The sequence below is a fragment of the Ottowia caeni genome, assembly GCF_050821495.1.
Classification (GTDB): Bacteria; Pseudomonadota; Gammaproteobacteria; order Burkholderiales; family Burkholderiaceae_C; genus Ottowia; species Ottowia caeni.
This window is the reverse complement of sequence record NZ_CP151080.1, coordinates 55,052-74,848: the sequence shown is the minus strand read 5'-3', so window position 1 is coordinate 74,848 and position 19,797 is coordinate 55,052. Positions and strand designations below refer to the sequence as shown.

At 58.5% G+C, this 19,797-nt stretch carries 21 protein-coding genes, 1 tRNA gene and 1 pseudogene; 15 read left to right on the top strand and 8 right to left on the bottom strand.

All coding sequences use genetic code 11. From position 1 onward, the window contains the following. The first annotated feature begins 78 nt into the window (after positions 1-78). From AAAK34_RS00400 to AAAK34_RS00365, 8 genes and pseudogenes are all read left to right on the top strand, one after another. Positions 79-681 (top strand): LemA family protein, encoded by a 603-nt coding sequence (locus AAAK34_RS00400; RefSeq protein ID WP_431777614.1) that lies wholly within the window; start codon positions 79-81, stop codon positions 679-681. Positions 682-828: 147 nt separating this feature from the next. Continuing rightward, complete coding sequence (locus AAAK34_RS00395; protein WP_431777613.1) at positions 829-1,464, top strand: DUF4390 domain-containing protein; 636 nt, start codon at positions 829-831, stop codon at positions 1,462-1,464. Then, positions 1,461-3,780: pseudogene (locus tag AAAK34_RS00390) on the top strand (ATP-binding protein). The gene AAAK34_RS00395 and the pseudogene AAAK34_RS00390 overlap by 4 nt, the downstream one beginning before the upstream one ends. Before the next feature lie 33 nt (positions 3,781-3,813). After that, positions 3,814-4,521 carry a response regulator gene (locus AAAK34_RS00385; protein WP_231697562.1) on the top strand — a complete coding sequence of 236 codons (708 nt, stop codon included), beginning with the start codon at positions 3,814-3,816 and terminating at the stop codon, positions 4,519-4,521. A gap of 114 nt (positions 4,522-4,635) precedes the next feature. Next, positions 4,636-4,711, top strand: a tRNA-Phe gene (locus tag AAAK34_RS00380). Between the two features lie 376 nt (positions 4,712-5,087). Continuing rightward, entirely contained in the window at positions 5,088-6,149 is a 1,062-nt protein-coding gene (locus AAAK34_RS00375) for a hypothetical protein (protein WP_231697561.1), read from the top strand. A gap of 31 nt (positions 6,150-6,180) precedes the next feature. Further along, positions 6,181-6,486, top strand: coding sequence for a hypothetical protein (locus AAAK34_RS00370; protein ID WP_431777612.1), 306 nt, complete (start codon positions 6,181-6,183; stop codon positions 6,484-6,486). Then, the gene (locus tag AAAK34_RS00365; RefSeq protein ID WP_231697559.1) at positions 6,486-7,397 is read left to right on the top strand and encodes a hypothetical protein; all 912 of its coding nucleotides are present in this window, start codon (positions 6,486-6,488) and stop codon (positions 7,395-7,397) included. Before AAAK34_RS00370 ends, AAAK34_RS00365 begins: the two co-directional genes overlap by 1 nt. Before the next feature lie 355 nt (positions 7,398-7,752). Here the strand turns inward: AAAK34_RS00365 and AAAK34_RS00360 are convergent, their stop codons facing one another. After that, positions 7,753-8,079 (bottom strand): helix-turn-helix domain-containing protein, encoded by a 327-nt coding sequence (locus AAAK34_RS00360; RefSeq protein WP_431777611.1) that lies wholly within the window; start codon positions 8,077-8,079, stop codon positions 7,753-7,755. Positions 8,080-8,177: 98 nt separating this feature from the next. Further along, a complete protein-coding gene (locus AAAK34_RS00355; protein WP_231697579.1) occupies positions 8,178-8,330 on the bottom strand; it encodes a hypothetical protein in 153 nt (50 codons plus the stop codon). On the opposite strand from AAAK34_RS00355, the gene AAAK34_RS00350 reads away from it, so the two are divergent. The 5 genes from AAAK34_RS00350 (at position 8,329) to AAAK34_RS00330 (ending at position 13,116) form a co-directional block, all read left to right on the top strand. Beyond that, positions 8,329-8,913 (top strand): hypothetical protein, encoded by a 585-nt coding sequence (locus AAAK34_RS00350; protein ID WP_231697557.1) that lies wholly within the window; start codon positions 8,329-8,331, stop codon positions 8,911-8,913. The genes AAAK34_RS00355 and AAAK34_RS00350 overlap by 2 nt on opposite strands. A gap of 352 nt (positions 8,914-9,265) precedes the next feature. Beyond that, positions 9,266-10,156: a hypothetical protein gene (locus AAAK34_RS00345; RefSeq protein ID WP_431777610.1), complete on the top strand. Its 891-nt coding sequence runs from the start codon at positions 9,266-9,268 to the stop codon at positions 10,154-10,156. Between the two features lie 904 nt (positions 10,157-11,060). Further along, the gene (locus tag AAAK34_RS00340; RefSeq protein ID WP_431777609.1) at positions 11,061-11,300 is read left to right on the top strand and encodes a hypothetical protein; all 240 of its coding nucleotides are present in this window, start codon (positions 11,061-11,063) and stop codon (positions 11,298-11,300) included. Between the two features lie 306 nt (positions 11,301-11,606). Next, the gene (locus AAAK34_RS00335; RefSeq protein WP_231697555.1) at positions 11,607-11,798 is read left to right on the top strand and encodes a hypothetical protein; all 192 of its coding nucleotides are present in this window, start codon (positions 11,607-11,609) and stop codon (positions 11,796-11,798) included. Positions 11,799-12,222: 424 nt separating this feature from the next. Further along, positions 12,223-13,116: a Fic family protein gene (locus AAAK34_RS00330; RefSeq protein ID WP_231697554.1), complete on the top strand. Its 894-nt coding sequence runs from the start codon at positions 12,223-12,225 to the stop codon at positions 13,114-13,116. 277 nt (positions 13,117-13,393) lie between these two features. Here AAAK34_RS00330 and AAAK34_RS00325 read toward each other — a convergent pair whose 3' ends face one another. The 5 genes from AAAK34_RS00325 to AAAK34_RS00305 all read right to left on the bottom strand — a co-directional run bounded on the left by AAAK34_RS00325 (position 13,394) and on the right by AAAK34_RS00305 (position 17,643). Continuing rightward, positions 13,394-13,765 (bottom strand): helix-turn-helix domain-containing protein, encoded by a 372-nt coding sequence (locus AAAK34_RS00325; RefSeq protein WP_231697553.1) that lies wholly within the window; start codon positions 13,763-13,765, stop codon positions 13,394-13,396. 18 nt (positions 13,766-13,783) lie between these two features. Continuing rightward, positions 13,784-14,086 carry a type II toxin-antitoxin system HigB family toxin gene (locus AAAK34_RS00320; RefSeq protein WP_231697552.1) on the bottom strand — a complete coding sequence of 101 codons (303 nt, stop codon included), beginning with the start codon at positions 14,084-14,086 and terminating at the stop codon, positions 13,784-13,786. A gap of 250 nt (positions 14,087-14,336) precedes the next feature. Beyond that, positions 14,337-15,662 carry a sulfatase-like hydrolase/transferase gene (locus AAAK34_RS00315; protein WP_231697551.1) on the bottom strand — a complete coding sequence of 442 codons (1,326 nt, stop codon included), beginning with the start codon at positions 15,660-15,662 and terminating at the stop codon, positions 14,337-14,339. Between the two features lie 12 nt (positions 15,663-15,674). Further along, positions 15,675-16,649: a tripartite tricarboxylate transporter substrate binding protein gene (locus AAAK34_RS00310; RefSeq protein ID WP_231697550.1), complete on the bottom strand. Its 975-nt coding sequence runs from the start codon at positions 16,647-16,649 to the stop codon at positions 15,675-15,677. A gap of 31 nt (positions 16,650-16,680) precedes the next feature. Further along, positions 16,681-17,643, bottom strand: coding sequence for a tripartite tricarboxylate transporter substrate-binding protein (locus tag AAAK34_RS00305; protein WP_231697549.1), 963 nt, complete (start codon positions 17,641-17,643; stop codon positions 16,681-16,683). 152 nt (positions 17,644-17,795) lie between these two features. Between AAAK34_RS00305 and AAAK34_RS00300 the strand changes: the two genes are divergently transcribed. Continuing rightward, positions 17,796-18,284, top strand: a complete 489-nt coding sequence (locus AAAK34_RS00300; protein ID WP_231697548.1) for a MarR family transcriptional regulator — start codon at positions 17,796-17,798, stop codon at positions 18,282-18,284. 9 nt (positions 18,285-18,293) lie between these two features. On the opposite strand, the gene AAAK34_RS00295 is transcribed toward AAAK34_RS00300, so the two are convergent. After that, on the bottom strand, positions 18,294-18,599 hold the full coding sequence (locus tag AAAK34_RS00295; RefSeq protein ID WP_431777608.1) for a hypothetical protein: 306 nt from the start codon (positions 18,597-18,599) through the stop codon (positions 18,294-18,296). Positions 18,600-18,826: 227 nt separating this feature from the next. On the opposite strand from AAAK34_RS00295, the gene AAAK34_RS00290 reads away from it, so the two are divergent. Next, positions 18,827-19,621, top strand: coding sequence for an FkbM family methyltransferase (locus AAAK34_RS00290; protein ID WP_231697546.1), 795 nt, complete (start codon positions 18,827-18,829; stop codon positions 19,619-19,621). Positions 19,622-19,797: the final 176 nt, after the last annotated feature.

The window sequence follows — 19,797 nt, the reverse complement described above, 5'->3', positions numbered from 1 at the left end:
GCGACAGGCCTTCAGTGTAAGAATCACACCCGCCGTGCTGCTGAACCAGCGCGGCGGGTGTTTTTTTGCTTATTCTTTATGTCGAGTTCTTCGATCTTGTTCTGGCTGGCGTGTGCAGTCGTGTTGTTCTGGGCCGTCGGCGCATACAACCGGCTGGTACGGTTACGCACAGGCGTCCGCAAGGCTTTTTCTGTCCTTGATGAACAGTTGCTGCGGCAGGTGGTATGGGTGCAGGCTTGTCTACCCGAATCCATGCGGGGCGCCGCGACCGTGTCGCAAATTGCGCAAGATGAGGCCCAGGCAGCCTGGGCGCGACTCTCCGCGGCCAGTGAGCAGTTCGCCGTGGCCTTGGCTCAAGTGCGCGCGCATCCAATAGATGGCACTGCGACGGCCAGCTTGGCAATGGCCCATGACGCGATGGTCACGGCATGGGAAGGCGCCCTGCGCGACGCAGTCGGACCAGGCGACGGCGAGGCTTCTGCCGAGCGCCTGCAAACGCGCTGGGTTACCCTGCTGCATCAGACTTTGCCACTTCAGGATGCCCTCAATACGGCGGTGCAGGCTTATAACCATGCGATCTCCCAGTTCCCCGCCATGCTCTTGGCGTGGCTTTTCGGATTTCGTCCGGCCGGTTTGATAGGCCGTCTGGCCTCCGCTCATGTACACGACGCCATGGATTGACTCAAGAAGCATGGCACCAAGTCTGAAACTTCCTCGGCCTTAGGGGCGTTAGTTGCGCACAACACTGTGCCGCTCGGTGTCCGAAGTCTGGGTATTTATTGCCCTTGCCAGGAATCGATACCCGCTGGCTTGGCGACAATGTGAGTTGTGACAACGGTTTTTCATATTCTCTCATCCTGGAAGCGCGTCTGGCATGCGTGCCTGTTGGCTGCGTTCTGTGTCCTTTGGTGGCCGGCAGGTGCCATGGCCCAGGCGCAGTCGTACGCGAGCCTGACTCAGTTGCGCGCGGAGCGGGCACAAGACGGCCTGTATTTGTCCGCCCAGATGAAGTTTGAATTGTCCAAGGCGGTGGAGGAGGCTTTGTACAAAGGCATTCCGGTCTATTTCATCGCCGAGGCCGAAGTTCTTCGCGAGCGTTGGTATTGGTCCGATGCGGTGGTGGCTACTGCCAGCCGATACATGCGGGTGTCATACCAGCCATTAACGCGCCGTTGGCGGTTTACCAGTTCATCCGAGCCCTTGTCCAATGCAGGGTTGGGCGTCAACTTGGGCCAGTATTACGACTCGCTGTCCGAGGCCATGGCGTCGGTACAGCGGATCTCGCAATGGAAGGTCGCCGAGTTGGCCGCCATCGAGGACAATTCCCGCCAAACGTTGCGCTTTCGCTTCAACCTGGATGCCTCGCAATTGCCGCGTACCTTTCAGTTGGGTGCTCTCGGGCAATCCGAGTGGAACCTGTCGATCGAGCGGCGGCTGGATCTGACGGTGGAGGGTGGAAAGTGAGCACCCCGGAACGCGCCGGAATTTCCGCCGAGGCGCCGAATACGGGCTCCCGGAAAAGGCTGGCGAGTTGGTCGCTGCGTGTGGCGGTCGCTGTCATGCTGGGTATCGGGCTGATTCTGGTGTTCTTGCTCGTGCAGGCCACCAACAACCGCCTGCTGTACGAGCGCTACTACACCAAGTTGTTCGTCATCAACATGACGGTGGCGGCGCTGCTAGGCCTCGTGATCTTGTGGGGTATTTACCGCTTGGTGGCCCGGCTGAGGCGAGGGAAATTCGGTAGCCGGCTATTGATCAAGCTTGCCGCCATTTTCGGCCTGGTGGGCGTGCTGCCGGGCTTGCTGATCTACGTCGTCTCTTATCAGTTCGTATCCCGCTCCATAGAGTCCTGGTTTGACGTGAGGGTGGAAGGTGCCCTGGAGGCGGGGCTTAACTTGGCGCGAACATCGCTTGAGACGCAGGCCCGTGATTTTGGCAACCAGTTGCGTGCAGCATCCTCGAACCTTGTCGACACCCCGGACACCCTGGCAGCGGTACCGCTGGAGCAGTTGCGCGCGCAGCTCGGAGCTACAGATGCAACCCTGTGGAGCAGCTCTGGGCGGCTGCTTGCCAGTGCAGGCCGGTCGCGCTTTGATCTCAATCCGGACCGCCCGTCTCCCCAGATGCTGCGCCAGGCACGCTCGCAGGGCGTGGCGACCGCCATAGAGGGCATTGACGAAGTCGATGCGGAGGGCGTGATTTCACCCAATACCGTAGCTCGCATCAAGGCGGTCGCGGCGATCAACGCCCGATCCCTGGGGCTGCTGGAGGAGCAACGGTATCTTCAAGCGGTCTTGCCCCTGCCCGTTGCGCTGGTGCGCAACGCCCTGGAGGTGCAGCAGGCCAATCGAGAGTATCAGGAACGGGCTCTGGGGCGGGAAGGTCTGCGGCGTATGTACATCGGCACCCTGACGCTGAGCCTTTTCCTTGCGGTGTTTGCCGCTGTGTTGCTCGCGGTGCTATTTGGCAAACAACTGGCTACCCCCTTGCTGATGATTGCGGAAGGCGTGCGCCAGGTCGCTGCGGGAGATCTGACTCCCAAGGTGGTGCTGACCGGCCGCGACGAACTGGTGGGGCTCACCAGGTCATTTGCCGACATGACGCAGCAACTCGCTGACGCCCGGGCCGCCGTTGATTCCAGCATGCGCGAAGTGGAGGCTGGCCGAGCCAACTTGCAGACCATACTCGACAATTTGACCTCCGGCGTCATCGTTCTGGACCGCGACGGTGTGGTTCAGTCAGCCAACCCTGGAGCCACTCGCATTTTGCGCGTGCCGTTCGCCGCCAGTGGTGGCAAGGCTCTGGGAACCTTGCCTGGACTGGATAGCTTTGCCGCAGACGTGCAAAGTCAGTTTGGCGAATTCGAGGGCGAGCGCACCGAGCACGGGCTCGATCATTGGCAAAAGTCTTTCGAGCTTTATGGGAATGCCGGTGGTACCAGTTCCGAGACTGTGACGCTTGTGGCGAGGGGGCAGCGCTGCCCGGAGGCTTGCGCCTACTTGTGTTCGATGACATTTCCGAGATTGTTTCTGCCCAGCGTGCTCAGGCCTGGGGTGAAGTGGCCCGGCGCCTTGCCCATGAAATCAAGAACCCGCTGACGCCCATTCAGTTATCGGCTGAACGCATGGAGTTCAAGCTGGCTGACAAACTGCCTCCGACTGAGCGCGCCATGTTGATCAAGTCAGTCAAGACCATCGTTGACCAAGTCGATGCGATGAAGCGGCTCGTTAACGAGTTTCGCGATTACGCCCGTTTGCCGGCGGCCGACCTGAAAGCGCTCGATCTCAATGAATTGATACATGAAGTGCTGCATCTGTACGGTGCTGTGGGCGAAGACGGCAAGACAGAGGCGCAGGTACCCTTGCGATTCGAATGTGATCCTCAATGTCCGCCCATACTGGGCGACGCACAGCAGTTGCGGCAGGTCATTCATAACCTGGTGCAAAACGCGCTGGACGCCACTGATCATCAAGCCGGCGCGACGTTGCCGGACGACGCCGGTGTCCTGATACGATCCCAATGGGTGCCAACGGCCAATCGAGTGCGCATGAGCGTCATTGATCACGGTCATGGCTTCCCGGAAGCCATACTCAAACGCGCCTTTGAGCCGTACGTCACTACGAAGGCCAAAGGAACAGGATTGGGCTTACCTGTGGTAAAAAAATAGCTGAGGAACATGGTGCAAGGCTCGAAGTATCGAACCGCATCGTAGATGGCCGGGTGACTGGCGCGCAAGTATCGTTATCATTCGAGCCTGCGCCTGTCCGAAACCGGCATTAATTTTGCGCACGGAAAGAGAGAACTGCACTTCACATGGCCAACATTCTGGTAGTGGACGATGAGCTTGGTATTCGGGATCTTCTTTCCGAGATCCTTAACGACGAGGGCCATACGGTCGAACTAGCTGAAAACGCCGCCGAGGCGCGCGCTGCGCGTCAGCGCGCGCGGCCCGATCTCGTTCTGCTCGACATCTGGATGCCCGACACGGACGGCGTTACCTTGCTCAAGGAGTGGCGAGGAACAGGCTTGCTCACCATGCCCGTCATCATGATGAGTGGCCACGCCACCATAGATACGGCAGTCGAGGCCACGCGCATCGGCGCGCAGTCTTTCCTGGAAAAGCCGATCACGCTTCAAAAGCTTCTAAAAGCGGTGGAGCAGGGGCTCTTGCGTGAAAGCATGGCTCGCAAGTCGGGCCTCGATGGCGTTGAGTCGTCGACGCAAGTCATCGTGGCATCTGAATTGACCGTGGAAGCGGCCATGACCGGCGGCCAATCCTTGCCCAGCGTCGTGGACCTGAGCCCTCAGGGCCAGCAAACCTTTGAGCTGGACAAGCCCCTGCGCGATGCACGCGACGCATTTGAGAAAGCGTACTTCGAGTTTCACCTGGCCAAGGAAGGCGGCTCCATGACCCGGGTGGCCGAAAAAACCGGGCTGGAGCGCACGCACTTGTACCGCAAACTCAAGCAGCTGGGGGTAGACCTTTCCCGTGGCCGACGAGGAAGTGCCGCCTCCACGTGAAGGCCAGAGCAGCGCCTTGTCCTAAAAGGGGCATCGCTCTGCGAGGAAATTTTTTCGTATTGAAACAGCCTGGCGTGAAAAGTAGCTAAGAGATAGTGCTAGAATACTGGTCTTGGCCCGGTAGCTCAGTTGGTAGAGCAGCGGATTGAAAATCCGCGTGTCGTTGGTTCGATTCCGACCCAGGCCACCAAAAAATACGCCTCAGCGCTCGAAAGAGTTCTGGGGCGTTGCTGTTTCTGGGGGTAGATGATCCCCTGTTCAGTTAGTCACGCAAAGTGACAGTCAAGCAGGGTAACTGCTTCCGACTCAATGCAGTCTTTGAGCAGGCTCTTGGGTCTGGGACCTTCTAACCGACTTTGGCTGAAGGCGCCAGCGATTGTCACTACGTCTGCTTGCTGCGGACCCAGGTATCAAGGGGAGTATTAGGGTCAGCAGTGGACCTAAAATCGTCGAATCCGTACTTCCGTCTTAGCCATCTTTGGATTGCGTCTAGGGTTACGCATATTCATCCCAGGCCAAGCCGACTCGTTCATAATGAGTCTAAAGAAACAACAGGGGACAGTGGGATGACAGAAACTGCAGCCGAGGGTATGGGTGTCTTGAGCTCGATGGTAGAGGGTGCGCAGAAACTGAGCATACTACTAGAGCTCATTGAGCGTGCCACCAGCATTGCCGTCGTGCGTGACTTTCTCAAGAGCAGGGAGCTCTCACATTCGGCCGGCTCGTGGGAGGAGCTCCGTACGAAACGCATTCTCCCTGCTATCGATGAAGGCCAGCTTACCCTTGCTGATCTACATGCCTTACTGAGGCGTACCGAAGGCTTCGGGCGCCAGCATATCTTTCTCTTCTGGTGTGCAGCTGATCGAGCGGCCGCGATGATCGCGGAGGAGCGGGTTCGGAATTTACTTTTGGAGAGGGACGCAGTCGAAGCTGCCGATGACCCGCTGGTGATCGATTTACCGGCTGAGCCTACATTCGTGGACGTTCGCTTTGACAAAATGGGAGGCGTCAAATTTATGGCGCTGAAGGAAATTGAGAAACGCACCTACAGAAAACTGACATCCGAAGTGACCGATGATAAGGCGATGACGTTCACGAAGGTCTACAAGGTCGAGCACCAGCGTGCGATTAACTTCGCGCGGTTATGGGACAACGGCCTTTTAGAAATCCGAATTGCATCGCGGGATAATGCGACCCGCTATCGCGACGATTTGGCGCATTTTTTCAATCGGCTGAAGCCCATCATCGTACGTAACGAGTTCGCCGAGGTGTCACTTATGCAACTGAAAAAGAACCTCTGGGCGAAGCGCGACGAGCTCCAGCATTTAGTGAAGTTCTCTACCTACACGCTGCAAGACGACGAAGGAATGAGCTTGCGAGCCAACGCTGTGCTGAGCGCTGACGACTTGGCAGGAAGTGAGCGAGTTGCCCAGAGCCTAGCTGCATTCAATGCTGGAGCCGTGCAGTGTTCAAACTCCAATATTTACTTCAAGATCGTCGAGAAGGGGGAGACTGTCAAGGAGATTCATGTGCTGCTGAATGGCGAAGACAATGAGTTTGCGGTGACGGCAGCCGTAACAGAAGAGGAGTACGAGTATGTTCTCCACCAAGTTCTCAAACATAATTAACAGCTCTCCGTCTAGCGCCAGGGCGTTAGATTTGGTGGCACAGTACCTGGATACAGCCGCTGAGCAGAAGCGGTTGCACAAGGTTCGTCTGGACCCCAAACTAATTCAGCAAATCAGCAAAGTCAACACGAGCAGCGAGTTGGCTGTACTAATCTCCCTCCTTACGTCCGAGCACATCCTCAGGCGCGTCGTTGTTGTCGAGTCACCTGCCGGTGGAGGAGTCGCTGAGTTCTCCTCAGTTGAAGAAGTGCCTGACAGCTTGCATGACCATCTTCGCGATGTCCGGATGGAAGTCACGCCCAACGATCTTCGAACTATCTACGTTGCCGAGTCCTGATGTCACCCGAAGATTTGCTTCGGAAGCTCAAGACCCTGCTCGATAGCCGTCCTCCCCAGGAAGCACTCGCAGCTTTCCGTGGTTTCAAGGCGGCGTGCCCGCAAGACCAGCACGAATTGCTGGAGGCTGGCTTCAGTCTTTACGCCTCAGGCCAGTTAGAGCTATCCGTCGAACGCCTCATCATCGTTGCACTCATCCATGGCATCCGAACGGCGGCCGGCTGGCAAGAAAAGGCACGCGACGCACTGGCTGTTGAGGGCAAGGTGGTGGTCGCGCCAATCGGGTACGGCTATCAGGATGTTTTCCGGTTTCTCGGTCCTTTTCGCAAGAAGGCCATCGCCAAGGTTGAATATGAGCTAAGGGACCTGCAGCGCTTGCATAAGGACAGCGACTTGGTTGTGATGGCTCACAGCTTTGGAACCTACATCGTTTCGAAGATTTTGCAGGACGCGCCGGACATCAGAATAAAGCGCCTGCTGCTTTGCGGGTCTATTATCCCGACTGCATACCGTTGGGACTTGTTGCCCCACGAGTTCAATAAGCAGCACTGCGTAAACGAAGTCGGAACCCGAGATATTTGGCCCGTTATCGCTCGCGTCGCCTCGTTCGGGTACGGAGAGAGCGGCTCCTTTGGGTTCAAGACGTCGCGTGTCTCAGATCGCTTCTTCGATTACGGCCATAGCGACTTCTTCACCGAGGACCATTTCAAGAATTTCTGGCGGCCATTCATCCTGAATGGTCAGGTTGTCACTTCGTCCTGGGATTCCAAGCGCCCAACGCCTTCTTGGGCGGTTTCGGTATTGGGTAGCGTTCCAATGGCCAAGGGCCTCCTGATGCTGCCCACCCTCAGCGTTTTCGGCTGGGGTCTCTACTGGGTATCTATGAGGATGCTGGACTGGTTTGCTAGTTGACGAGCGACTAGATACTAGACTTCAAAATAGCTGTCCTCCATCGCGGACGGCCCAATTCGTCGCCATTTCTACGGGCCGGTCGAGCGACGGCCTAGGTTGTGGTCGATTCGATGTGGGCCGTCTCTTCGATCTGTCAGCGCACTAAAACACCTGTGCCGTGCATTACATCTAGGCGCGGCAAGCCGGAAAGCACCGTGAAATACTCTGGCAAAGAACGTCAGGATGCACTGGAGCTTTCTGACAAGACTGAAATACGAGCGCGACCACTTGCCAGTGACTAAAGTGAATGTTTGGTTCCCAGTTACTGGTCACTCGCCAAATTAGACAGCTAGCCGGCAGTTGCCCTTGCACTGACCTAACGCAAGCCCTGCCGCCACTGGGAAACGAGAGCCTTGCGCTGGGCTGTTGATTTAGTAGCCAGCTCCATGAGCAACACGGTCACGTCATCCTCATCACAGTACAGATAAGCCAATGGCATGCGCAGGGCCTTGGCAATGAGCCTTGCTGTGTCCACAGGCGGCTCGTGTGTGCCGAGCTCATGGCGGCTGATCCTGGCACGGCTCGATGACTCGTCGATGCCAATCTGCACCCCCACTTTTTCCTGCGACAGGCCCAGTTCCTCATGCCGAGAGCGCATGCGCTTTCCGACGATGTTTGGACTTGACCGAAACTCAGTGACCATGTCACGAGTTTCGTAACCTTGTGATAATCTGTCATCACGAAAAAAGTTACATCGACTTCTCAGGTGAATCTTAATGTCGTTGACCCACTTCGAGAAAACTAATAGGTATCCACGGTCTTGAAGCGATGAATGGCGCGCTCGCCTGCAGGACATTGGTACTCGTTGTCCGCTGCGATGTAGATGAAGCCCTGCTGAGAGGCAATGATCGTGCGCCCGTGCGCGATACTCCCCGTAACAACCGGGGGATCCATGGAATCTGCAAATCAGTTGGCTGAAGGCATTGCCGCAGCGGTGGCGGCCACCAAGCCTGCGCAGGAATATTGTCTGCTGGTGGTTCCCCAAGGCTGGTGGTCGTGTATGACGAAGGCCGAGTGGTCCGGATGGATGCAGGCTGTGTTTAGTGTCATTGCCATTGGGGCAGCTTTTATCATCCCGCTTTTTGTGGAGCGTAGAGCTGTTGAGCAGAGGAAGCAGAATTCGCTTCAATACGCTGCCTCCTTTGCTTCGAGTGTGTGCGGCTTAGTTGAAGGAGCGTCCAAAGCTAGCTCGGCCGCTGCACTTATACGCATTAGGGCCGGGCTTGATTCTGCATGGCCGATGGGCGAGCTTGTTCGCATTGAATCGCTGCCTTTGGATGCGATTATTGCGATCACGGGTCTCAAATCAATTGCCCATCAAGCGAGAGACTTTCTAAGCACGATCGAATACGGATCGACCATCCACTACGAAAATACTCGCTACAGCATGGGCTTTTGGTCAGATAGGGCAACTTTGCATGCTGAAGTGATCGATCGGCTCTTGCCAAAAAGGCCCAGGAGGCTTTTCACTAGTTGACGTATCTACGCCTGACCCTTCGGATTGGGTGCTAAACGATTGCACTGACGTTCAGCGCTATGCGTGCGGCGAACCCATGTTGAACGTACCTCTAGGTCATGGTTGATGTTGTTCAGATGGTGACAGGCCGCCAGCGGTGCGACAGCAGTTGGTCAATGCCAAGAGTTCCGTGTGTTGGCAGGTTCAGTTTGGAACGGCTTTCTATAGATACGGCTTTGCAGCGATTGCTGTCGGTGGTCAACGATTTTGGTGTTCATGGTCTCGGCCGCCTAGCGTGGTTCAATCGCTCAGGACGGCTAGCCACGTGACTCGCCGGGCAGAATTCGCTGATGCTCGTTCTATTTGACCTCTCATGACATCCACAGCAAACCCTTCGCTTGTTCAGTTGCACGGACTCGAACGGTCGGATCGAGTGCAGACGTACGCGCAGATTGCCGAAACTGTGAGACGCGTTCGAGCAGGCATTGAGGCACAAGGATTGCAATGCCGACCTAATAGCGCGTTAGGCTCTCTGTTCCAGAAGGCACAGGTTCTGAACGAGCAGTGGGAAGCCCAGACCAACGGACACGACATCTTGACCCTGATGCAAGCGGATGAGGCAGTTCGCATCGCCCACGCCGTTGAAGCAGTGCTTGACGAGCCCGAGGCGAAAGAGGCGATACGTCGCATCACAAAAAGCGATATGCACCTCTCGACGCGCCAGCCATCTCAGGGAAAAGACGCGCTGTGGGAGCTCGACCTCAATCGGTTCTTGAGGCAACGCCAAGTTCCCGTACGGATGCAGGAACCGCCAGACCTCGCCGTGACGCTGCCCGGCCTACTCGGGGAGTACGGTTTGGCCTGCAAGAAGGTTTACTCCGAGGACAGCGTCTCAAAGCAGCTGCAAAAAGGATGTCGGCAATTGAAAGCGATGGGTGCCCCTGGTGTTGTGGCCTTCAATCTTGACGACATCACCCCTCAGCGCTCCATCTTGGTTCAGCCTACGCGCGTGGCCGCCGAGGACTTTCTGCATGCGAAAAACATCGCGTTCATAACGCGTCACCGGTTAGTGCTGCAAAAGGCGGTTATGTCTGGCGGCTGCGATGCCATCTTGCTGGCGACAGCCGCGCAGGCGGATATCAAGGGATTGTCGCCGCGTTTCAATCGGGTGACCCAGTTCACGCTGTGGACTGTTAACGAAGCCGCAGCTGGAACCCACCTCCGTATAGCGGCACTGCACCGCCTCATCGACGGAAAGTCATAGATGGTGCGTATGTGGAATCAACCGACAGCGACACACTGGTGCATTCGCCATGCTCAGCGGCTCACCCTGCACTCCAGAATGGTCGCTTCGGGGCGTGAGCAGCTATTCACCTGTGGTGTGAGCAGTTGTCGCGGGCGTTCCATTGCCGAACAGGGTCAACGGAGTTGCCAGAGAGCGCGACTGACTCGCTCTCTGGCCAGACGGCAAGCGAGAGCGCAGCTAGTCAGGGAAAATTTCCCGTCATGACCATGCGGTTCGGTAGTTCGGTTCGGTGCTCGGACCGCTATGTCGTTGTCCCACTTCGAGAAAACCGATGGACATCTGGCTCGGAGCTCGGAAGGGTTCGGCAGAAGGTTCGGCAAAAGCAGAAGTTGAGGCGGAAAAATGGAAAGACGCCTTATAAAACAACGCCTTACTGTGTAATTTACAGATTGTTATGTGTGTTGAAAATCCCCGTGTCGTTGGTTCGATTCCAACCCAGGCCACCAAGCATTAAAAGCCCCAGCGCTCGAAGGAGTTCTGGGGATTTTCTGCGTTTGGGGTATCAGGAGCGGTCTGGCCTGTCAGCTCCAATAGATCGTCGGCTTTCGACCGCAGGGTGTCTTTCATCGAAGTGCATAGCGGACGCCCGGTGTTTGCCGGAAGAGCATTGAACCTACTTGGTCGGAAACAAAGCCCGTGAATGGGTCATCGGTGATCACGCGATACGCACGCGCGACGTGCGAGTCTCTTTGCTTGGCTTGGGGAGAATTCGCGTAGCGCTAATTCAATCTCTATTTCGTGGGACATCGTGGCGAATGACGACACTGAGAGACGTAAAATCCCTAGCCTCCAGCCTTCACACGCTTCCCATATGCACCTTGAACGACTGCGTCGCGAATTTCCCGACTTCGACATAACAACCTTGCCGACCATACCCGAAGGATATGTCGACTCATCGAGCTACATCGATGCCGCTCCTTCATTCGAGAACGCGAAGCGCGGTTTGAAAGTGTATGTCGACTACGCCAACTATGCCGACCGCGGATCCGGCAGGAGCCAGCGCTTCTGCGTTTCGTGCTACGACGAGGAAGCTGGCGACTTCGAGGACGTCGCCCTCTCGACTAACGATTGGGCCGAAGTCACTCGCTTCCTGAGCGCTTGAATGCTCTCGCCAGGGGGCGACTGGTTTCCGTTTCGCTCCCGTCGTCTTAGTTGATTTCGACGGCCTCCTGCACTCCTTCAGTGCAGTACAGGCCGCGGTGACTAGGCGAAGCCACGTTTAAACGTGTATATTGATCTATCACAATCCCTTCGCGGAGCCATTCAATTGGCTTTTGTTTAGGGCGAGAAGGCCACCGTAAGGTGGCTTTCTCATTGGTGGTAAGAAGAACTTGACAAGAACGGCCATCTACGTCGACGGCTACAGTTCGAAGACGTGGGCCGCGAGTGGTTCGAGGTTCGGCGCAGCATGATCAATCCGGCACGTGATCTGAAAGACGCACTGCGCAGGCCCGAACCCCAGCACTTCCAGGCCATCACCGACCCCAAACGGTTCGGCGAACTGCTGCGCGCCAGCGATGCCTATGCGGCCACGCCAGCGGTCCGAGCGGCGCTGACGCTGGCGCCGGTGTTGTTGCTGCGGCCAGGTGAGGCTCGGTGAAGTGGTGGCGAGGCGGAGCAAGGTGACGCAGGCAGGACCTGAACGTTTTCAACGCACCTGAGTGACCTCATCTCGCTGTCAATTAGTATTTTTGATGCTGCTTGTCTTCTTTCATACTGTTTTCGTACGGCCTTTCCTACGTTGGGTAGTTTTGATTGTTCTGAGAGCTGTTTTGTGTATCAGTACCCCGTAGCGTTATGGAGCTAATTCTGGCTCTTGTTATCGTTTCCGCTTTCCAGATATCGGATTTACGTAACATGCATGTGGGGTTCAAGGCGCTGGAAGCGGCGCACGGTCTGCTGCCTGGCTGACGCTCAAGGAGTCGCGGGCCAGCTTTCTCATCGAAAACGAAGCCGACAAGACCGAGCGCATCAGGCGTTTCGCGCACGTCATTGGAGAGCATTGCGGCAAGATCGCCGACCCGATGTCCGACGCGAGTCTCCAGGTGCTGCAAGTGGGCATCCTCGCTGAGGCGGCACTCAGCAGGGGCCTTCGCCGCTCACCGGTCTTCGTGGGGCAGTTCAGCCTACAGGGTGACATCGTCCACTACATCGCTCCCCATTTCGATGACGTGGCCGGGATGCGCAACGGACTGATCGAATTCGAGCGTGCCACGCGTGGTCAGGAGGCACTGGCGCGTGCCGCTGCCATTGCTTTCGGTTTCGTCTATGTGCACCCCATGAGCGACGGAAATGGCCGCATCCACCGGTTCCTGATCAACGACACGCTGCAGCGAGACGGTGCGGTGCCCGAGGGCATCATCCTGCCCGTGTCGGCGGGCATCACGAACACCCGCGAGTTCGGGCACGGCTACGACCGCAAGCTGGAGGTTTTTTCTCGTCCATTCATGCGGCGGTATGCCGATGCCCGCCGATTCGGCCCGCTGGTCACCTATGCCGACGGCATAAAGTCGAACCTTGTCTTTGACGACTATGGGGACGCCCACTTCGCGTGGCGTTACCCCGACCTGACCGAGCAGGCGGTCTATACGGCGAGATTAGTCGCGCACACGATCCGGAACGAGATGGCGGAGGAGGCGAGGGTGCTGCTGAAATTCCAGCTCGCCCAGCGACGCATCAAGGACGTGATGGAGATGACTGACCCTGATGACGCCCGCATCATCCGTTCGATCAAAGACAACAGCTGGCAGGTGTCAGGCAAGCTGGCGCGGGAGTATCCGCAGTTGGAAGATCGGCTGCTCGCGTTGCGCATGGTCGAGGCCGTGCAATCGGCCTTTGAACCCAGATTTCCCATTAGGGCCTGGGATGGCAGCGAGGGCAGTTGCGAGGCAGTTTGGTCCCGACTGAGGAGCCCATAGCAGCAGCTATGGGCGACGAAGAGAGGCCGAAATGACCGCAAATGCACCGCTGACGCCCAAGCAGCACCGAAGGTGCGCCTAATGGAAAATCTGGGTTGAAGGGCGGGAGCCCGCGCCCATCATCGGGTAGGGGCGTCGGCAAAGCTGGATTTCAACCCGAATCCGGCAGGCAACCAGCCTGCTCTGGACCCTAAGAGCCTGTCGACCAGCCAGACAGGCCGGGAATGAAGAGCTGGCAACGCTGTTCACCGTCAAAGCCAAGCGCTGTGTTCGATGATCACCCTGCAGCCGTCTCCGCAATCAGCACATCGGCCGGGATGCCCAGGCTCTTGTGCAGCCTGCGGATCATGGCCAGCGTCAGCGGGCGCTTGCGGTTCAGAACTTCGTAGACGCGGTTGCTTTTGCCAATGATCGGCTCAAGATCTTTGACGGACAGACCGCTCTGATCCATCCGAAATTTGATGGCTTCCACCGGATCTGGCGCGGAGATGGGCACGTGCTTGGCCTCGTAGGCTTGCACCAGCGTGGCCAGGATGTCCAGGCGATCCCCCTCTGGTGTACCCAGATCAGGGTCGGACTCCATCAAGGCCGAAATCTCTTTGAGTGTGGCCTTGTAGTCTGCTTCGGTGTGGATAGGGCGGATGTCCATGTTTTCCTCCGTGGCCGGTCAGGCCATTTCAACGGTTTCTGCGTCCACTGCGTCGTACTCTTTGTGGGTGCCGACGAACTTCACGTAGACGATCTGCAACTTGTACGCAATGGCCACGATCAGCCGGTAGTCATTGCCTTTGATGTTGAAGACCACGCGACGGTTCTTCAGCACGCTGGCGCTGCGGTACTGCGCCTTGATGTCGGCGGGCTGGCTCCAGTTCGCACTGGCGGCCTCCTCGTACCAAGCCTTTAGCGGCTGCTCGGCGTCGGGGTAGCGCTCCCAGAAGGCCCGAAGGGTAGACACGGCAATCACTCGCATGGGTCGAAGTGTAGTCCCAAAATGGGACTAAAGCAAGTGGAATCCACGCCGGGCGGGTGGTCAAGGCGTCCAAGAATGGGTGTGAATGGGTGTGTTTATGGTTGCCCGAGTTGGCGCAGTGTTGGTCGGCCGGATTTTCGAACTGCTCTTTTCGGCACGGCCCCGCTGGGACGAGGTCAAGACAAAAAACAGCGCAGGCGGTTCGTGCGCTGTTCGTAGCGTCCCGCGTGGGTGGTCCAGGCTCAATGTTTCAGCGCTGCGGCATGTTCTGGGTGGAATATCCCAGGCTCACCGTCGCGTCGTCCGGTATCGGCGGCATGGTGGCGTTCCAGGCCAGCCAGCGCTCGCGCAGCGCTTCTAAAAGCTGTGGTTCGCGTTTCGCGAGGTTGGCGCGCTCGCGCGCGTCCGCCGGGATGTTGAACAGGTACTCGTGCCCGTCCACCATCAGGTACTTCCAAGCCCCCTCGCGCAACGCGCGCTGGCCGCGGTGGTTCATGCGCCAGTGCATGGTCCGCTCGAAGCGGTGCGCTGGGTCGCGCAGCAGCGCCGCCAGCGACACGCCGTCCAGCGGGTAGTCCGGGTGCGGTTGGCCACCACCGAGTTCCAGCATCGTGGCCGACCAGTCCATGGTCAGGCAGTGCTGTTCGCTCACCGAGCCTGCCGGAATCACCGCCGGCCAGTGCGCGATCCAAGGCACGCGGATGCCGCCCTCGGTCAGGTCCATCTTGCCGCCCACCAGAGGCCAGTTGTCGCTGAAGCGTTCGCCGCCGTTGTCGCTGGTGAAGACGATCAGCGTGTTCTCCAGCAGGCCGTGCTCGCGCAGCGCGGCCGTGATCCAGCCGATGCCTTCGTCCATGTGGTGGATCATGCGGCGGTAGCTCTCCACGTTGCCGCCATCCAGGTGGAACAGGTTGGCCGCCACCTCCGGCGCCACGTGCGCGTCGTCGCGGGTTTCCCAAGGCCAGTGCGGCGCGGTGTAGTGCAGACTCAGGAAAAATGGCTGCCCCGCCTGCGCGTCGGCCGCGTGCTGGTGGATGTGCTCCACCGCGCGTTTCGAGAACACGTCAGTCAGGTAGCCCACCTCTTTGTGCGTTTCGTCGCCAATGTAGAGGTCGTGGTCGCCGCTGCTGCTGCAGTGGGTGAAGTAGTCGACCCCGCCGGCCATGATGCCGAAGAATTCTTCGTAGCCCGAGCGTAGCGGGCCGAAGTGCGGCGGGTAGCCCAGGTGCCACTTGCCGATCAGCGCGGTGCGGTAGCCAGCCTCCTTCAGCAGAGAGGGCAGGGTGGGCATGTCGGGCGGCAGGCCCAGCGTGGCGCTGCCCTTGCTGCGGCTGTTGATCGGCTCATCTAGCGCGCCGCGCAGGCGGTACTGGTAGCGCATGGTAGCCAGCGCAAAGCGGGTGGGCGAGCACACCGGCGAATTGGCGTAGCCCTCGGTGAGCTTCAGGCCGCCGGCGGCGAGCGCGTCGATGTTCGGCGACACGGCGCCAAAGCCAGCCGGGCGGCCGCCGTAGCAGCCCAGATCAGCGTAGCCCAGGTCGTCGCTGACGATGTAGATGATGTTGGGGCGATGCATGAGGCCGTACCTTCAGTCGGATTTGATGCCGGTGGCGCGCACGATCTGGCCGTAGCGCACACCCATGTCGGCCAGGCGCTTGGCCGCCGCGGCACCGGTCTGGCCTTCATAAAACAGGTCCAGGCTCTTCAGACGCTCCTTCACGTCGGGGCGCTGCAGCGCGTCTGTGATGCCGTTTGTCAGGATCTGCACCACGGAGTCGGGCGTGGCGGCGGGGACCATCACCAGGTACAGCACCTCCTGCTCCAAGCTCTTGAGGCCCAGTTCGGCCACAGTGGGCAGCTTGGGCGCAAGCTGCGAGCGCTGGCCGCTGGTCACGGCCAGCGCGGTGATCTTGCCGCTCTGCACGTGCGGCAGCATGCCCGGTGTGGCCAGAATGCCGCCGTCCACCTCGCCGCTGAGCACGGCGGTCACGGCCGGTGTGTTGCCGCGGTAGGGGATGTGCATGGTCTTCACCGGTGTGCTACTGGACAGGATGGCCGCCGCCAAATGGCCAGGGCTGCCGTTGCCGGCCGAGCTGAAGTTCAGTGTCTTTTGCCGGCCCTGGCTCAGCAGGTCGCCAAAGCTCTTGATACCGGTTTTGGGATTCACACCCAGCAGCAGGCCCGACGAGGCCATGATCACCACCGGCTTGAGGTCGGAGGGCTTGAACGGCATGGCCGGGTACAGGTGCGGGTTGATGGTGAAGGTGGTGTCGATGCCGAATAGCACCGTGTAGCCATCGGCTGGCGCTTTGGCCACCACTGCGGCGCCCACGTTGCCGCCCGCGCCGGGTTTGTTGTCGACCACGAAGGGCTGCTTGAGCGTTTCCTGCAGCACGGCGCCAACCGAACGCGCCAGGATGTCGGCCGGCCCGCCGGGCGGGAAGTTGGTGACCAGGGTCACCGGCTTGGCCGGGTACGCTGGCTGGGCGATGGCATCAGTACCCAGCATCGAGAGGGCGGTGCAGGCGAGGGCGGAGAGGGTGTGGCGACGGATGCGGTTCATCGAAGATTTCCGAGGAGAAAAAAGTATGGAATTAGTCCAACTGCACGCCGGTGGCCTTGATCGGGCCCTCCCAGCGCTTGAGGTCTGTGGCCTGTGCGGCGGCCAGTTCCGCTGGCGTCGAGCCCACCGGCTCGTAGCCCTGCTCAATGAGCTTGGCGCGAAGTGCGGGTGTGCGTATGGCCTTGGCCACGGCGGCGCTAAGCATGTCGCGCACCTCGGGCTTGAGCCCGGCCGGGCCGTACATGGCGAACCAGGCTGTGGCCACCATGTCCACACCCTGTTCCTTGAGCGTGGGCACATCTGGCACCTGCGGGTCGCGCTGGGGGCCGGTGACGCCGATGATGCGCACCTTGCCCGTGCGGTGCAATTCGGCGGTTTCGGTCACCACGTCGAACTTGTAGTCGATGTGGCCACCGAGCAGCGCGGCGTTGGCCGGACCGCCACCCTGGAATGGCACATGCGTCAGATCGGCGCCGGCCCGCTGGCCGAACAGCACGCCCATGAAATGCGGAAGCGTTCCCTGGCCGGGGGTGCCGTAGGTGCTCTTGCCAGGTTCGGCCTTGGCGCGCGCAATCATGTCTTTCACGCCCTTCACCGGCACGCCGGCACCGGCCACCACGCTGAACTGGAAGTGCGCCAGCAGCGAGATCGGGGTGAAGTCGGTCACCGCGTCGTAGTCCAGTTTTTTGTACACGTGCGGGAACAGCACCATCGGACCGCTGGGCAGCAGCACCACGGTCTGTCCGTCGGCCGGCGCGCGCTTGACCTGACCCAACGCAATGCGGCCACCCGCACCGGGCCTGTTTTCCACGATCACCTGAGAAAAGTCGTTCTTCAGGCCATCGGCCATCAGCCGGGCCAGCAGATCGGCTGATCCGCCAGGCGGAAAGCCCACCACGATCTTCAGCGGCGGCTTCTCCTGTGCCGGTACGGGCAGGGCGACGGCGCAGGTGACCAGGGTCATGGCGGTGGCCAAAAGGCTTCTTCTTTGCATGGGGCTGGTCTCCAGTGGGTTGTCAAACGGGTATTTCCCCGTGAAAACCACACATGCTAGGGAATGACAAACAATTGCAGAAATCAATTGATCCCGGTGTTTTCCCTATCCACCCCGTGCCGCCCTCAGCCGAAAACGCGTAAAACCTCCCCATGTCGCGCATCGAAAACCCTTTGGCCCAGGACGAACTCCTGCTCTACCGTCTCTACCGCATCCATGCCACCGCCGCGCCGCTAGTGGTTCGCATGTGTGAGCAGGAATACGGCATCACCCGGCGCGAGTGGCGGATCCTGTCGTCGTTGGTGAACCGCGAAGGCGTCCTCTCGTCTGAATTGGCCAGCATCGCCATGCTCGATCGCGCCCGAACGTCGCGCAACCTTACCCGCCTTGCTCAGAAAAATCTGGTGCTTCGTGTGCCCAAGCCCTCAGACCGGCGGGAGGTCCACATCTACCTCACCGACGAGGGGCGGCGCCTGCACAGCGAAGTGTTTCCCCGGATTGTGGCGATCCAGCGCGAACTGCTCGCGGGCATGACTGGGGCCCAGCGCGAACAGCTCTCTGAATTGCTGGCCCTGCTGCAAGCGCAGGCCACTACCTTGGTGGCAGCTTCGCCAGGGCCCGCTCTGCCGCCGCTGGATTGAACCACCGCTTCAGATGCGCGCGGCCTCAAACACCTGCACCAAGGCGGCAAGGTTTTCCAGCGCCGCGCCGACCGACTTGAACACCGTGCGCTCGGTCGGCGTGTTGCGCCCGGTGGCTATGCCTTTGCACAGCGTGGTGAGGGTGCCACGCACGTCGTCAGCGCGCAGCACGCCGCGCGACAGCGGGCCGATCAGGTCGCCACTTGTCTGCAGCGCTTCTTCGGTGTCCACACACACGCGCGCCAGAAGAAGGCCAACGTGTTCTGCTGCCCGGATATGCCAAGCTGGATGCGGCAGATGCCTTCGGCCTAGCACGCGCCCATCATTGGATAGGGGGCGTTCGCAAGACTGGATTTCGGGGCGAATCCAGCAAGCAGTCAGTCCGCATCAGGTACTAGAGTTGTTCACGTTACCCTCGACGATCGATCATGGATTCATTTGCCAACTTCTTTGCCAATCGCAAGTGCCCAGACATCGATCTTGACCAGCTGAACCTGTTCGAGGATTTATCCTGAATTATTTGGAAACTTGAAGGTCTGATTATGCTTCCCCGAATTAGCCAGGTTGAGTGCCAGGATGCTGATTATTTGCTATTTTCAACAGGTGACGCCATTTCGAATGTCTTGTACAGGACGGGCAAATGGGAGGAGCATCTGCTTGAAATATCAAAGTTCATGATATCCACGGTTGAGCGGCCTCTGGTGTTGGATATCGGTGCGAATTTAGGGGCGTATTCGATACCCTTGGCAAAGCACATTCAAGGCGTTGGTGGTGAGGTGTATGGATTTGAGCCTCAGAGAATTATCTATTACCAGTTCTGCGGTAATATTTTCTTGAACAGGCTGGATAACTGCCATGCCATCTATGGCGCGGTTGGTGATGTTATGGGCGAGGTCGAAATTCCTGAAATTGACTATGAGAACAACTTAAATATTGGCGCTTTCTCGCTAGAAAAGAAGTATAGAGAGCTGCAGGGTGTAGAGGGTTCGGTTAAGAAGATGGCAAGAAAAGTGCCATTGATCAATTTGGATAGTCTTGAGATGGATCGGCCCCCATCCATCATCAAAATCGATGTGGAAGGTTCTGAGTTAAGTGTTCTCAAGGGAGGTGCTGAGTTTTTGAGAAGAAATAATTACCCGCCTCTGTTGCTTGAAGTGTGGAGCTACGATTGGTTTGAGAGTGACAAGAGACAATTGATGTCATATGTTGTTCAACTAGGCTACGAGGTGGTTCATGTGGGGGCTTCCGATTACGTGGCTCAGCATCCTGGTAATTCGAGATGGGTTGATCTTCAGGTGGCCGAAGGTGGTGTGATCAAAATGACCCGGATCAGGTGAGAGTCAGTGAAGCGCATGGGGCTTGCATGGGGGCATCCTGACAAGGCGGTTCTGCGGTGAAGTGCCAAGTCATCCTGGCGATGTCGCAGCCGGAGTGGCTGTTATTCCCGCCAATTGGTCTGCGCGATGTGTTTGAATCCATTTGAAAGAGACGGTCAGCAATAGATCGTCGACTA

What these genes read in the sequence shown, in the direction of transcription:
- AAAK34_RS00315 (WP_231697551.1), bottom strand. Translation starts at nt 15,662, where the DNA reads ATGCATCGCCCCAACATCATCTACATCGTCAGCGACGACCTGGGCTAC.
- AAAK34_RS00330 (WP_231697554.1), top strand. Translation starts at nt 12,223, where the DNA reads ATGTCCGACGCGAGTCTCCAGGTGCTGCAAGTGGGCATCCTCGCTGAG.
- AAAK34_RS00300 (WP_231697548.1), top strand. Translation starts at nt 17,796, where the DNA reads ATGTCGCGCATCGAAAACCCTTTGGCCCAGGACGAACTCCTGCTCTAC.
- AAAK34_RS00325 (WP_231697553.1), bottom strand. Translation starts at nt 13,765, where the DNA reads ATGGACATCCGCCCTATCCACACCGAAGCAGACTACAAGGCCACACTC.
- AAAK34_RS00335 (WP_231697555.1), top strand. Translation starts at nt 11,607, where the DNA reads ATGATCAATCCGGCACGTGATCTGAAAGACGCACTGCGCAGGCCCGAA.
- AAAK34_RS00305 (WP_231697549.1), bottom strand. Translation starts at nt 17,643, where the DNA reads ATGCAAAGAAGAAGCCTTTTGGCCACCGCCATGACCCTGGTCACCTGC.
- AAAK34_RS00400 (WP_431777614.1), top strand. Translation starts at nt 79, where the DNA reads ATGTCGAGTTCTTCGATCTTGTTCTGGCTGGCGTGTGCAGTCGTGTTG.
- AAAK34_RS00365 (WP_231697559.1), top strand. Translation starts at nt 6,486, where the DNA reads ATGTCACCCGAAGATTTGCTTCGGAAGCTCAAGACCCTGCTCGATAGC.
- AAAK34_RS00320 (WP_231697552.1), bottom strand. Translation starts at nt 14,086, where the DNA reads ATGCGAGTGATTGCCGTGTCTACCCTTCGGGCCTTCTGGGAGCGCTAC.
- AAAK34_RS00345 (WP_431777610.1), top strand. Translation starts at nt 9,266, where the DNA reads ATGACATCCACAGCAAACCCTTCGCTTGTTCAGTTGCACGGACTCGAA.
- AAAK34_RS00350 (WP_231697557.1), top strand. Translation starts at nt 8,329, where the DNA reads ATGGAATCTGCAAATCAGTTGGCTGAAGGCATTGCCGCAGCGGTGGCG.
- AAAK34_RS00385 (WP_231697562.1), top strand. Translation starts at nt 3,814, where the DNA reads ATGGCCAACATTCTGGTAGTGGACGATGAGCTTGGTATTCGGGATCTT.
- AAAK34_RS00375 (WP_231697561.1), top strand. Translation starts at nt 5,088, where the DNA reads ATGACAGAAACTGCAGCCGAGGGTATGGGTGTCTTGAGCTCGATGGTA.
- AAAK34_RS00355 (WP_231697579.1), bottom strand. Translation starts at nt 8,330, where the DNA reads ATGGATCCCCCGGTTGTTACGGGGAGTATCGCGCACGGGCGCACGATC.
- AAAK34_RS00310 (WP_231697550.1), bottom strand. Translation starts at nt 16,649, where the DNA reads ATGAACCGCATCCGTCGCCACACCCTCTCCGCCCTCGCCTGCACCGCC.
- AAAK34_RS00360 (WP_431777611.1), bottom strand. Translation starts at nt 8,079, where the DNA reads ATGGTCACTGAGTTTCGGTCAAGTCCAAACATCGTCGGAAAGCGCATG.
- AAAK34_RS00290 (WP_231697546.1), top strand. Translation starts at nt 18,827, where the DNA reads ATGCTTCCCCGAATTAGCCAGGTTGAGTGCCAGGATGCTGATTATTTG.